General features: G+C 60.6%; 10 protein-coding genes and 4 tRNA genes. 2 read left to right on the plus strand and 12 right to left on the minus strand.

The window, feature by feature from the left end:
• Positions 1-13 precede the first annotated feature (13 nt).
• Together hemX and hemY are read left to right on the plus strand one after the other, a co-directional pair.
• Positions 14-1,198, plus strand: coding sequence for a uroporphyrinogen-III C-methyltransferase (gene hemX / locus NV64_RS12805; protein ID WP_101506066.1), 1,185 nt, complete (start codon positions 14-16; stop codon positions 1,196-1,198).
• Positions 1,199-1,200: 2 nt separating this feature from the next.
• Positions 1,201-2,391, plus strand: coding sequence for a protoheme IX biogenesis protein HemY (gene hemY / locus NV64_RS12810; RefSeq protein ID WP_101506067.1), 1,191 nt, complete (start codon positions 1,201-1,203; stop codon positions 2,389-2,391).
• 1,032 nt (positions 2,392-3,423) lie between these two features.
• Here the strand turns inward: hemY and NV64_RS12815 are convergent.
• From NV64_RS12815 to wecB, 12 genes are all read right to left on the minus strand, one after another.
• A tRNA-Pro gene (locus NV64_RS12815) sits at positions 3,424-3,500 on the minus strand.
• Positions 3,501-3,535: 35 nt separating this feature from the next.
• Positions 3,536-3,622 (minus strand) — tRNA-Leu (locus tag NV64_RS12820).
• Positions 3,623-3,650: 28 nt separating this feature from the next.
• Positions 3,651-3,726: transfer RNA gene (locus NV64_RS12825), tRNA-His, on the minus strand.
• Between the two features lie 78 nt (positions 3,727-3,804).
• Positions 3,805-3,881, minus strand: a tRNA-Arg gene (locus NV64_RS12830).
• Positions 3,882-4,061: 180 nt separating this feature from the next.
• Positions 4,062-4,802, minus strand: coding sequence for a lipopolysaccharide N-acetylmannosaminouronosyltransferase (wecG, locus tag NV64_RS12835; RefSeq protein ID WP_056234737.1), 741 nt, complete (start codon positions 4,800-4,802; stop codon positions 4,062-4,064).
• A gap of 28 nt (positions 4,803-4,830) precedes the next feature.
• On the minus strand, positions 4,831-6,198 hold the full coding sequence (wzyE, locus tag NV64_RS12840) for an ECA oligosaccharide polymerase (protein WP_056234735.1): 1,368 nt from the start codon (positions 6,196-6,198) through the stop codon (positions 4,831-4,833).
• A complete protein-coding gene (locus NV64_RS12845; RefSeq protein WP_101506068.1) occupies positions 6,195-7,271 on the minus strand; it encodes a TDP-N-acetylfucosamine:lipid II N-acetylfucosaminyltransferase in 1,077 nt (358 codons plus the stop codon). The genes wzyE and NV64_RS12845 overlap by 4 nt, the downstream gene beginning before the upstream one ends.
• On the minus strand, positions 7,268-8,518 hold the full coding sequence (gene wzxE / locus NV64_RS12850) for a lipid III flippase WzxE (protein WP_101506069.1): 1,251 nt from the start codon (positions 8,516-8,518) through the stop codon (positions 7,268-7,270). Before wzxE ends, NV64_RS12845 begins: the two co-directional genes overlap by 4 nt.
• Position 8,519: 1 nt before the next feature.
• Complete coding sequence (rffA, locus tag NV64_RS12855) at positions 8,520-9,650, minus strand: dTDP-4-amino-4,6-dideoxygalactose transaminase (protein ID WP_056234727.1); 1,131 nt, start codon at positions 9,648-9,650, stop codon at positions 8,520-8,522.
• The gene (gene rffC, locus NV64_RS12860) at positions 9,647-10,342 is read right to left on the minus strand and encodes a dTDP-4-amino-4,6-dideoxy-D-galactose acyltransferase (RefSeq protein WP_056234725.1); all 696 of its coding nucleotides are present in this window, start codon (positions 10,340-10,342) and stop codon (positions 9,647-9,649) included. Before rffC ends, rffA begins: the two co-directional genes overlap by 4 nt.
• Positions 10,343-10,369: 27 nt before the next feature.
• Entirely contained in the window at positions 10,370-11,632 is a 1,263-nt protein-coding gene (wecC, locus tag NV64_RS12865) for a UDP-N-acetyl-D-mannosamine dehydrogenase (protein ID WP_056234722.1), read from the minus strand.
• Positions 11,629-12,759, minus strand: coding sequence for a non-hydrolyzing UDP-N-acetylglucosamine 2-epimerase (gene wecB, locus NV64_RS12870; RefSeq protein WP_056234719.1), 1,131 nt, complete (start codon positions 12,757-12,759; stop codon positions 11,629-11,631). Before wecB ends, wecC begins: the two co-directional genes overlap by 4 nt.
• Between the last annotated feature and the right edge of the window lie 21 nt (positions 12,760-12,780).

Raw genomic sequence — 12,780 nt, forward strand, 5'->3', positions numbered from 1 at the left:
GGGATGAGCCACAATGACGGAACACAAAGATTCCTCCGCCATGGTTGAAGAGACCACCCCTGCGGTCGAAAAAGAGACGCCGGTGACGCCGCCGCGGCCGCTGAAAAACAGCGATGCCCGGCAGAGAAACAGCGGAGCCCTGTTAGGGGGAGTGGCGATTGCTATCGCGCTGGCGCTGGGTGTCGGCCTGTATCTGAACGACAAACATCAGGCCGCACTGCAGACAGAGGCCAGTGAGGCGCTCACGGCACAGCTGGCAGAGCTGCAACAGCAGTCGGTCGGCGATCGCCAGTCGCTGCTGAAACAGCTCGCCACCCAGGCCAGCGCGCTGGAGACGGCGCGTCAGCAGCAGAGCGCCTTAAGCCAGCAGCTTGACGAGTTAAAAGAGAAAGTCACCGCCATTTCAGGCAGCGATGCGCAAACCTGGCTGCTGGCCCAGGCCGACTATCTGGTTAAACTGGCCGGACGCAAACTGTGGAGCGATCAGGACGTCACCACGGCCGCGGTGCTGTTAAAAAGTGCCGATGCCAGCCTCGCCGATATGCACGATCCCAGCCTGATCGACGCGCGCCGCGCCCTGACTGCCGATATCAGCACGCTGTCCGCCTTAAGCCAGGTGGATTACGACGGCATTATTCTTCGCCTCAACCAGCTGTCTAACGGCATCGACAACCTGCGTCTGGCCGACAACGATAACGACGATGAACCGATGGATACTAACAGCGGCGAGCTCTCCTCCTCGCTGCGCGAATGGCGGCAGAACCTGGTAAAAAGCTGGCATAACTTTATGGATGACTTTATTACCATCCGCCGCCGCGACGCCACCGCTGAACCGCTGCTGGCACCAAATCAGGACGTCTATCTGCGCGAGAACATCCGTTCGCGTCTGCTGATCGCCGCTCAGGCGGTGCCGCGCCATCAGGATGAGATCTACAAGCAGTCGATCGACACCGTCTCCGGCTGGGTGCGTGCCTGGTATGACACCAGCGATGCCAATACCAAAGCCTTCCTCAGCCAGCTGGATGAGCTGAGCCAGCAGAGCGTGTCGATGGACGTGCCGGATGCGCTTGAGAGCCAGCCTGTTCTCGACAAACTGATGCAGACCCGCGTACGTAACCTGCTGGCGCAGCCGGCCGGAAGTGCGGCAGCCCCGTCTGCCAACGCGGCACCTGCGTCACCACCGGCACAGGAGAAATAATCATGTTAAAAGTTCTCCTGTTATTTCTGCTCCTGATCGCCGGCGTGGTGCTGGGTCCGATGATTGCCGGCCACCAGGGCTACGTACTGATCCAGACCGACAGCTGGAACATTGAGACCAGCGTTACCGGACTGGCGATCGTCCTGATCCTGTCGCTGCTGGTGATCCTCGGCATCGAATGGCTGCTGCGCCGCCTGTTCCATACCGGAGCACGCACCCGCGGCTGGTTTACCGGTCGCAAGCGCCGCAGCGCGCGTCGGCAAACCCACGCCGCGCTGGTTAAGCTGGCCGAAGGTGACCATCAGCAGGTTGAGAAGTTGCTCTCCCGCCACGCCGATCATGCCGACCAGCCGATGGTAAACTACCTGCTGGCCGCCGAAGCCGCACAGCAGCGCGGCGATGAGAAGCGCGCGGACCAGCACCTGGCCCGCGCCACCGAACTGAACGACGGCGACCCGCTGCCGGTCGAGATCACCCGGGTACGCATCCAGCTGGCGCGTGGTGAAGACCACGCGGCACGGCACGGCATCGACCGCCTGCTGGAGATCGCTCCGCGCCATCCTGAACTGCTGCGTCTGGCGGAACAGGCCTATATCAGAACAGGGGCCTGGAGCGCGCTGCTGGATATTCTGCCGGCGATGGAGAAAATCAGGCTGGGTGATGAAGCGCATCGCCTGGCGCTGCAGCAGCAGGCCTGGCTGGGCCTGATGAACCAGGCAATGGCCGATCAGGGCAGCGAGGGCCTGAAGCGCTGGTGGCAGCAGCAGAGCCGCAAAACGCGCCACGAGATCCCCCTGCAGGTGGCGATGGCGGATCACCTGATCGTCTGTGACGATCATGACACCGCCCAGCAGATCGTCCTCGACGGCCTGAAACGCCAGTATGATGAACGCCTGGTGCTGCTGATGCCGCGCCTGAAGGGCGGCAATCCGGAACAGCTGGAGAAAGCGCTGCGCCAGCAGATCAAACAGCACGGTGCCACCCCGCTGCTGCACAGCACGCTGGGGCAACTGCTGATGCAGCACGGCGAATGGCAGCAGGCCAGCGAGGCGTTTCGCGCCGCGCTGCAGCAGCGCCCGGATGCCTTCGACTACGCGTGGCTGGCAGATACCCTCGATCGCCAGCATAAGCCGGAAGAGGCCGCACAGATGCGCCGCGACGGGCTGCTGCTGACGCTGAAAAACAACGCCTGACGGCTCACCTCTGGCCACTCAGCAACATCTTTCAAACCGGGCTTAGCCCGGTTTTTTTCGCACTGCCCCCCCTGCCAGACAGACACGCATCAAAGAACCGCTACATCAGAGCAGATAGTGAGTAAACGAGGAAGTAAGAGAGCAAGAGAGCAAGAGAGCAAGAGAGCAAGAGAGCAAGAGAGCAAAGCAGTGAAGCAGTGCTAAGCCAAAAAAAAACCTGCCACAACAGTGGCAGGTATAAGTATCAGGTCGGTCAGACAACCGATTGGTACCCGACTCAACGGTGTGCCCTGTATTCCTGTAAGGCGTAAGCGATACAGGCTGGCTGGACAACGGGTACCTTAAAGTGGCTCTGCGTCATTCCTGGGTTTATGAGGCCGAAGCGAACATAAGAGGTGGAATGAGCATCTACCTCTAAATTGTTGCACAGGACATGCCAGAATGAAACTTCACAAATTCCTAAATTACATCTGATTAATTTTTAAGGAAATTTAAACGCCTGAATCCTCTCCCCGGCCAACCCAAAACGTCGCTAAACCCCAACAACACCCCACTCCAACTGTCGCAAAACAGCGACACCCAACGCATAGTTAAGTAAAACGTCCTAAATACAACAAATTACACGTCGCCAGACAGCGACAAATCCACAAAAAACGCCATCACGACTGAAGGAACACCCAGGCAATTGCGAAGCCACTATCAGGGAGGGCAGCGGGATGAGCCCGGAGCGGGGTAACCCGCGCAGGGTCGACCGCATGACCGCCAGGCACTCTCAATCAACCAGCCAACGCGCCCTTAAAGAAGCAGCAGGCAACCACCAGGCCAACTATCAGGGAAGGCAGCGGGATGAGCCCGGAGCGGGGTAACCCGCGCAGGGTCGCCCGCTGACAGGCCCGAGGCTCTCGATCCCCCAGACAACGAGCCCCCAAAGAGGCACACAGGCAACAACGAAGCCCATTATGAGGGAGAACAGCGGGATGAGCTTTTCTACAGACGAAAAAAAACCTGTCTTTTCAGACAGGTTTCTTAAATTGGTCGGCGAGAGAGGATTCGAACCTCCGACCCACTGGTCCCAAACCAGTTGCGCTACCAAGCTGCGCTACTCGCCGAATACTACGGCACTGCTATTCACATCTGGATTTTGTGGTGCGAAGAGAGGGACTTGAACCCTCACGTCCGTAAGAACACTAACACCTGAAGCTAGCGCGTCTACCAATTCCGCCACCTTCGCATTCTACAAAATCACATACTACAAAATCTGGGGTGGCTAATGGGACTCGAACCCACGACAACTGGAATCACAATCCAGGGCTCTACCAACTGAGCTATAGCCACCACTACTTTACCAGATACTACTTTTACTGCCTGACAAGCGGTATATCTTACCACCGCAGCTCTTGCGCACAAACTTAATGGCGCGCCCGACAGGATTCGAACCTGAGACCTCTGCCTCCGGAGGGCAGCGCTCTATCCAGCTGAGCTACGGGCGCGTAGCGCCGTTGCGGATGTGCATACTACGGACAGGAGCCTTACCTGTCCAGTGCTTTTTTCAATAAAAAACCGCGTTTGCTTATGCTTTGTGCAGTTCGTCTAAACTCGCAGCAATTTAGACGCTTATCGCGCACAAAAAGCACTTCCCACGCGGCTTACCGCCGGACAAAAGGTAAAAATTAAAGCTCGCCACGCCAGTGATAGTTCAGGTATTTCAGCAGCCTGAGCTGGCGGCCAAGACGTGAAGGCTGCGAAAGCAGGCGATACAGCCACTCCAGCCCCATATTTTGCCAAATCTTTGGTGCCCGCTTCACATGGCCGGTAAACACATCATAGGTACCGCCCACGCCCATATAGAGCGCATCAGGGTTAGCCGCCTTGCAGTCACGCATCAGGATCTCCTGACGCGGTGAGCCCATCGCCACCGTCACCAGCCGTGCGCCGCTGGCCTTGATGCGGGCGAACAGCGCGTCGCGATCGGCCGGGGCGAAGTAGCCATCCTGTTCACCGACGATATTCACGTTCCACTGCCGGCGCAGCTTATCGACGGTCTGCGCCAGAATCTCCGGCTTGCCGCCAATCAGAAACACCGGCGTGCCCTCGCGCCCGGCGCGCTCCATCAGCGCTTCCCAGAGATCGGCCCCGGCGATACGCGATACCTGCGCCTGCGGATACTTCTTGCGGATCGACCGCACCACGCTGATACCGTCGGCATATTTATACTCGGCGGCCGCGAGCAGCTGAAACACCTCGGTATTCTCCTCCGCCGTCAGCACCTTCTCGGCGTTGATCGCCACCAGCGTACCGCTCTTCAGCTCCCCACCCTGGTTCAGGTAATCGACAAACTGTGCCCTGTCGCGGAAGCCGGCCAGCGACAACCCGCGAATCTGATACTGCGGAACTTCTTCAGAGGCATGCATGGCAAATCCTTCAAATAAAACTCAATAATCAAAGCGCACCGGGCGCGGGACCACCCCGCACGGCCAGCGATGTTCCCGCGCGCCGCGCGCGTATCAGCCCGGCACTGTCAAACAGCCAGTAAAGCAGCTTAGCCACCACCACGCAGGCGACAAAAATCACGCAGAAGAACACCACCCGCGAGGCAAAGGCATCCAGCCCTTCACGGGCCAGCACGATCATATTGAACACGGCACCAAAGCAGAAGCTTTGCAGGATCGCCGCCTTATAGCGGTTCTGTTCCCGGCGGCCCTTCTCATACAGCCAGTCAAACCATTTAACGATCAGCCCCACCGCCACCGCGCCAAGCGGGATAAACAGCGCACCGCCCATCACCACCAGCGAACCAATCAGCGTGGGCGAGATCGCCAGCCCGGAGTGGTTATCCAGCACCTCCCAGGTGAAGTAGTTAGCGCTGTTCAGCACCAGCGACGGCCGTCCGTGCCACAGCCAGCTGGGAATAAACACGTAGAAGTCACGCACGATCGGGGCCAGGCCCTGGAAGTCGATGCGGTCATAGTTCTGCAGCAGCAGACCGAGGTTCTCCCACGGTGAGAAGGTATCCCGCGTCAGATAGAGGAAGGTATAGAAGGCTTCCGAACCGTTAACATCAAGGTTATAGCGCTTCAGCGCCAGCCAGAACATGCCGACCACGCCACCCGCGCCGGCCACGACCAGCATCCACAGGGTTATCCAGCCGCGGATAATGCCGATAAACAGGAACAGCGCAAACGCGATGATGATATTGGCGCGCGTGCCGCCGACGATGGCGTAGGTAAGGAAGCCGAACGCCACCGTGCTGACCAGGAACAGCAGCCAGCGGCGGAAATCCTGCTTCATAAAGTAGACCACCAGCATCGCCGGGATAAAGAAGTAGAAGAAGCGCTTCAGCGCCACGCCGGAGACCTCCGCCGAGAAGATCTGGCTGTAGCTGTGCAGCTTAAACAGCAGAAAACCGTTGTGGGCAAAGAACACGCTAACGGTGCCCAGCGCCACCAGCGCCAGCAGCAGCCAGCTCAGATGGGCCTCTACGCGGTTAATGGTAAAAGCCGGGCGCGAGGGCACATGGCTGCGCGCCCGCAGCCGGGTTTTGTAGCTTACGTAGTAAATGGCGTAAAAACACCCCGCGGCCAGCATCGCCTGCAGCAGATACTCTGCCGGCACCACCTCAACGTCGAAGCCAAACACCAGCACGCTGGTAAACGGGAAGCCGAAGAAGAAGGTCAGCAGGAACAGCATCGAGAACAGCACGTTAAAATTGAAGCGTACCCGGCGAAACTCGCGCCAGGTCAGCGTCAGGATCATACCGCCACACAGCAGGTACACCAGCAGCAGACCGGCAAACTGTAACAGCGTCATGCGCCTTCCCCTTCCACCTGCCGCAGCGCCTGCTGCCATCCTGCCAGATAACCCGGCTCGAAAAATGCCACCTGCTTTAAATCCAGCTGGGTCAGCTGGCGTCGCGCCTCGGCCACCGTGGCGGCATCCAGCGCATCGCCGCTGAACAGCACCGGCACCTGCTGTTCCGTCAGGTCCTGCCAGAACGGATTACGCCGGTTGAGCACAAAGGGCACGCCCGCCTGCATCAGCAGACACAGGGTGCCAATCCCCTGCTGACGTTCAAAGATGAAGTAACCCAGCTGGCAGCGGGCGATCAGCGCCATATAGTCGGCAAACGCCAGCTTTTCGGTCAGGATCTGCACCTGACCCGGCGCAAAAAGCGCCCCCGCGGCCTGACGCACGCTGGCGATGTAGTCCTGATTATTCGACGGATAACCCATCGGCACCACCACCTGTACCTCGCTGCCAAACTGCCGGTGGATCTCCTCCAGCGCCTGAATATGGCGGTTGCTGGCGTCACCCGAGTTGCCCAGCAGCACGGTCAGCGCGCCGTCAGCGGACTGACTCAGCGGGACATCCTGCGCCAGGCGGGTGGGGAAATAGAGCAGCGAGGCCGGCACGCGCGGGCAGCGCTGCTGAAAATGGCTGATGTCACCACGGGTGGCAAACACCTGCGCCACGCGCTTTTGCGCCTGCCGCCGCAGCAGGTAGAACAGCCGGAACTTGAGGGCGGTGGCATCTTCGTACAGGTCCGCTCCCCAGATATGCCAGTAAAACTGGCGGCGTTTCAGCTGGCCGGACAGCAATGCCAGCCACAGGCGCGGGTTAAACTGGCCGTGGCAGAAAAAGCGCGTGCTGCGCTGCCGGCGGCCTTCAGCGATCGCCGCCGCAGCTAACGCCCCCTTGCTGGCGAACACCCGAACCGCCAGCTGTGGGAAGCGCGAAGCCAGATCGGGCTCTGCGCTCACCACCCAGAACGGGCGCGGGGCGGCCGTCGGTACCGCATCATGCAGCACCTGATTGAAAAAGCTCAGCACCGTCTGGTTATGGTGCGGTATGTCTGAGCCTAAGAGATGGATTACTGTGGTCATACGCGTCTACGGTAAAGTGTAAAAATGCCAGCACAAAGTGCGAAATAAGCGACGTAGGTCGCCAGATACGCCTGAGCCGCGCCTGCTGCACCGTGCAGCGGGATAAGCCAGCGGGAAAAACCCATCAACAGTACAAACTGGCTGACTTCAGCCAGCAGATAGAAGCGCAGTGACGCTTTGGCAATCACCAGATAGCCAAACACGTAGCAGCCGACCTTGAGCACGTCCCCGGCCAGCTGCCAGACAAACAGATCGCGCATGCCGGTAAACTGGCTGGAAAACAGCAGCCAGATCGCCACATCGCGCAGCAGCCAGACGCAGAAGCTGACCGCCGCTACGGCAGGTAACACGAAGCGCAGCGCTTTCAGGACCTCGCGCGCAATCTCCTCTTTATGCTGCAGCCTGGAGAGCGTCGGCAGCAGCCAGACGGTAAAGGAGGCGGTGATAAACTGCAGATAGGCGTCAGAAATGGTGCTGACCCCCTGCCACAGCCCCACCTGTTCCCAGCCAGCCTGTGCCGCCAGCTGGTTACGCATCATCATCCACGCCACCGGCAGCGTCACCGAGGTGATCAACGCCATCACAGTGAACTTGCCCAGCTGGCGGGCGAACGCCGGCTGCCAGGCGGGCAGCAGGTAGCCTAAGGGCAGGCGACCGCGACGCCACAACACGATGATGGCCGGGATCACCAGCAGCGCCGGCACCAGCGCCAGCCCGATCAGCGCACCGCTGTAGCCGCCCAGCCGGTAGCAGACAAACCAGCCGGCGACGCCGATCAGGCTGCCGCCGATCAGCGCGGCGGCGTTGCCCGCCGCGTCGCGGAAGCCTTTGACGATCGCCAGCAGCAGGTTGGCCCAGGCGATGCCAAACTGCAGGAACGCCACCGCGCGGATCACCTGCTGGTACTCCTCGTGGCCAAACAGCGCGCGACTAACCGGCGCGGCAAACAGCAGAAAAACCAGCGCCAGCAGCAGCGAAAAGCCGAGCACCATCGACGAGGCGGTGCCGGTCACCGCGCGCAGCTGCGCCGGGTCCTGCTGGTACTCAGCAACGTATTTGGTGACGCCGTTGAAAATCCCCGCGCCCGCCAGCACGCCTAACACGGTCACCAGCTGACGAAAGTTCCCCGCCTGCCCGACGCCGGCTGGCCCGAAGGCCAGCGCCAGCATTTTTACCACCAGCAGTCCGGCGGCAATTTTTACCAGCGTGGACGCGGCGGTCCACACCGAAGCTTTTGCCAGTGACATATCAGGAGAAGTAGCTCAGCAGAGAGCCGATCACCGTCTTCTGATTATTGTCGGTCAGGTTGTAAAACAGCGGCAGCCGCAGCAGTCGCTCGCTTTCAACGGTGGTAAAGCGGTCTTCGCCGTGGAAACGACCAAAGCGCTGGCCCGCCGGTGAGCTGTGCAGCGGGATATAGTGGAACACCGACAGGATCTCCGCCTCTTTCAGCCAGGCAATCAGCGCGCCGCGGTCCTCGCTGTCGCGCAGCCTGAGGTGGAACATATGCGCGTTGTGCGCGCAGTCGGCCGGAATATTCGCCAGCGTAATCCGCCCGCTGGCGGCGATCGGCTGCAGCGCATCCGCGTAGTTCTGCCACAGGCGCAGGCGCTGCTGGTTGATCTGCTCTGCCGCCTCCAGCTGTGCCCACAGGTAAGCCGCCTGCAGGTCGGCCATCAGATAGCTGGATCCGACATCGCGCCAGGTGTACTTATCCACCTGCCCGCGGAAGAACTGGCTGCGGTTGGTCCCCTTTTCACGGACGATTTCCGCCCGCTCGACCAGCGCCGGATCGTTGATCAGCGTCGCGCCGCCCTCGCCGCCGGCGGTATAATTCTTGGTTTCATGGAAGCTGAAGCAGCCGATATGGCCAATCGTTCCTAACGCACGCCCCTTATAGGTGGACATCACGCCCTGCGCGGCGTCTTCCACCACCCACAGCTGATGTTGCTTCGCCAGCGCCATAATGGTGTCCATCTCGCAGGCCACGCCCGCATAGTGCACCGGCACGATGGCTTTGGTTTTGTCGGTGATCGCTGCTTCAATCAGCGTTTCATCAATATTCAGCGTATCCGGACGCACGTCGACAAAGACGATAGTCGCGCCGCGCAGCACAAAGGCGTTGGCGGTGGAGACGAAGGTGTAACTCGGCATAATCACTTCATCGCCGGGCTGAATATCAATCAGGATCGCGGCCATCTCCAGCGAGGCGGTGCAGGAGGGGGTCAGCAGCACCTTGCGGCAGTGAAAGCGCTGCTCCATCCACTGCTGGCAGCGGCGGGTAAAGCCGCCGTCGCCGCACAGCTTGCCGCTGCCCATCGCTGACTGCAGGTAGTCCAGTTCGGTTCCCACCACCGGTGGTGCATTAAACGTAATCATGATGTTTTCCTGTATAACCAATAGGCGGTGCGTTCAATCACGCCACCGCAACGAAGGTAGAGCCGTAGCGCGGCAAGGTTGCCCAGCTGCGTTGCAACATGAAGCCGCTCCAGACGCCGCGCGCGGCTCCAGTCGCTGGCGGCCGCCATCAGCCGCTGGCCAACCCCCAGCCCCTGTGCCGCGGGCAGCACCGCCAGCAGGCCAATCCGCGCCGAGCCGTCGGCCAGCTCGCGCAGCGAGACAAATCCCTGCATCGCGCCCTGTTGATCCACGGCCAGCAGGCACTGGTGGTCGAAGGTGCCCAGCACCGCCTTCTCCGCCCACTCGGCGTACAGGCGACCGCTGTCGCCGGCGGCAAACCACGGCGTACGAAAACGGCTGAAGGAGAAGGCTTCCGCGGCCATCTGGCGCAGCGCGGGGATATGCTCCGGCCGGGCAATGCGGACGCCCTCCGGGCGGCCGGTAGCGGCAATGCCCAGCACGCAGTCCACTTCGGCTTCCACCAGCTGGAAGCCGAGTGCGTTTACCGCATCCAGTTCGGCGCTCTGCTGCGCCGGCAGTTTCACCTGGACGAGATCGTAGTCATCCAGCCTCTCGGGCAGCAGCAGAGTCTCCCCCTGCAGCTCAAGCAGCGCGCTGTTATGATCAAAAAAGGCGTTTTCCCACGCCAGTGGTTTAAGCGTGGCAAACACAGATTGCCTCCAGAGTGATAAGCGGCATCATCGCCAGACGCCTTTGGTATCGACAATCCACGGCTGGCGGACAGTTTCTGCTGCCACCGCCTTAAACTGGCGGTGATCGACCAGCATCACCAGCACGTCGGCCTGCTGCAGCGCCTCGTCCAGCGACAGCAGCGTGGCCTTCTGCGCCAGGCGCGCGGGCAGCTGCTGAATATGCGGCTCTACCACCAGGGTACTGCCCTGATGCCAGTCCGCAATCATCGCCGCCACCTGCATCGCCGGGCTTTCACGCAGGTCGTCGATATCCGGCTTAAAGGCCAGACCGAAGCAGGCGATTTTCAGCTCGCTGGCGCGCCGGTCGCTGGCCTGCAGGCACTCTGCCACCTGCTTTTGCACCTGTTCAAGCACCCGGTACGGCTTGCCGTCGTTAACCTCACGGGCGGTACGTATCAGTTGCGCCTGTTGCGGGTTTTGCGCCACGATAAACCACGGGTCGACCGCAATACAGTGGCCGCCGACGCCGGGGCCGGGCTGCAGGATATTGACGCGCGGATGGCGATTGGCCAGGCGGATCAGCTCCCAGACGTTGATCTGCTGCTCGGCGCAGATCAGCGACAGCTCGTTGGCAAAGGCGATATTGACGTCACGGAAGCTGTTCTCGGTGAGCTTGCACATTTCGGCGGTGCGGGCATTGGTCACCACGCACTCCCCTTCGAGGAACAGGTTATACAGGTCGCAGGCGCGCTGCGAGCTGGCCGCGCTCATACCGCCAATCACCCGGTCGTTCTTAACCAGCTCAACCATTACCTTGCCCGGCAGCACCCGCTCCGGGCAGTAGGCAATGCGGATATCAGCCGTTTCACCCACCTGCTGTGGGAAGGTCAGATCGGGTCGCTCAGCGGCCAGCAGGGCGGCCATCTGCTCGGTGGCACCGACCGGCGAGGTGGATTCCAGAATCACCAGGTCGCCGGCTTTCAGTACCGCGGCAACCGAGCGCGCGGCGGCCTCAACCCAGGCCATATCCGGCTGATGCTGCTCTTTAAACGGCGTCGGTACCGCAATCAGAAAGGCGTCCGCAGGTTCAGGCACGGTGGTTGCGCGCAGGAAACCGCCTTCTACCGCCGTTTTCACCACCCGATCCAGATCCGGCTCAACGATATGGATTTCGCCGCGATTGATGGTTTCCACCGCGTGGGCGTTGATATCAACGCCAATCACCTGCTTCTGGCAGGAGGCAAACGCCGCTGCGGTCGGCAGGCCGATATATCCCAGGCCAATGACTGAAATAGTATTGAAACTCATAATGTTATCCGGTTATTTTTCAGAACTTCTACGATGCGCTGGCAGGCCAGTCCGTCACCGTACGGATTGTGGGCATGGCTCATCGTCTGCCACGCCTCGTTGTCGTTTAGCAATCGCGTCACTTCGCTGACAATTTTTTGCTGGTCGGTCCCCACCAGTCTGACCGTACCGGCGTCGAGTGCCTCCGGCCGCTCGGTGGTATCACGCATCACCAGTACCGGTTTCCCCAGCGACGGTGCCTCTTCCTGGATACCACCGGAATCGGTCAGGATCAGCCAGGCGCGGTCCATCAGCCAGACAAAGGGCAGATACTCCTGCGGCTCGATCAGTACTATGTTGTCAATACCGCGCAGGATGCGGTTCACCGGTTCGCTGACGTTAGGATTGAGATGTACCGGGTAGACAATCTGCAGCTGTGGGTGCAGACGGGCGATCTCCGCCAGCGCGTTACAGATGCGCTCAAAGCCGCCGCCGAAGCTTTCGCGACGATGACCGGTCACCAGCAGCATTTTCTTGTCTGCATCAAGGAACGGATAGCGTGCCGCCATGCTGTTGTGCAGCGCGGCGTCACTCAGAACCCGGTCACGCACCCAGAACAGCGCGTCAATCACCGTGTTGCCGGTGACGAAAATACGCGAAGCCGGCACGTTCTCCCGCTGCAGGTTCTGTTGTGAGCGCTGCGTCGGTGCAAAGTGATAGCTGGCGAGGTGCCCGGTCAGCGTGCGGTTGGCCTCTTCCGGCCACGGCGACCACAGGTCGCCGGTACGCAGTCCCGCTTCAACGTGACCGACCGGAATGCGGTGATAAAACGCCGCCAGGCTCGCGGCCAGCGTGGTGGTGGTATCGCCGTGCACCAGCACCACGTCGGGAGTAAAGTCGGCAAACACCGTTTTCAGCCCCTCAAGAATGCGGCTGGTGATTTCAGTCAGTTCCTGGCCCGGCCGCATGATGTTCAGGTCGTAATCCGGTACCAGAGAGAACAGATGCAGCACCTGATCGAGCATTTCACGATGCTGGGCGGTCACGCACAGGCGTGATTCGATCGAAGCGTCCTGAGCCAGCGCGTGGACCAGAGGTGCCATCTTGATGGCTTCAGGGCGTGTGCCGAAAACTGTTAATACTTTCACCGTTGCTCTCTCTGTCGTTCC

Source organism: Erwinia sp. B116 (genome assembly GCF_002865965.1).
In the GTDB taxonomy this organism is placed as follows: domain Bacteria; phylum Pseudomonadota; class Gammaproteobacteria; order Enterobacterales; family Enterobacteriaceae; genus Erwinia.

Coding starts and splice junctions, on each gene's coding strand:
- hemX (WP_101506066.1), top strand. CDS start 14: ATGACGGAACACAAAGATTCCTCCGCCATGGTTGAAGAGACCACCCCT.
- hemY (WP_101506067.1), top strand. CDS start 1,201: ATGTTAAAAGTTCTCCTGTTATTTCTGCTCCTGATCGCCGGCGTGGTG.
- wecG (WP_056234737.1), bottom strand. CDS start 4,802: ATGCATGCCTCTGAAGAAGTTCCGCAGTATCAGATTCGCGGGTTGTCG.
- wzyE (WP_056234735.1), bottom strand. CDS start 6,198: ATGACGCTGTTACAGTTTGCCGGTCTGCTGCTGGTGTACCTGCTGTGT.
- NV64_RS12845 (WP_101506068.1), bottom strand. CDS start 7,271: ATGACCACAGTAATCCATCTCTTAGGCTCAGACATACCGCACCATAAC.
- wzxE (WP_101506069.1), bottom strand. CDS start 8,518: ATGTCACTGGCAAAAGCTTCGGTGTGGACCGCCGCGTCCACGCTGGTA.
- rffA (WP_056234727.1), bottom strand. CDS start 9,650: ATGATTACGTTTAATGCACCACCGGTGGTGGGAACCGAACTGGACTAC.
- wecC (WP_056234722.1), bottom strand. CDS start 11,632: ATGAGTTTCAATACTATTTCAGTCATTGGCCTGGGATATATCGGCCTG.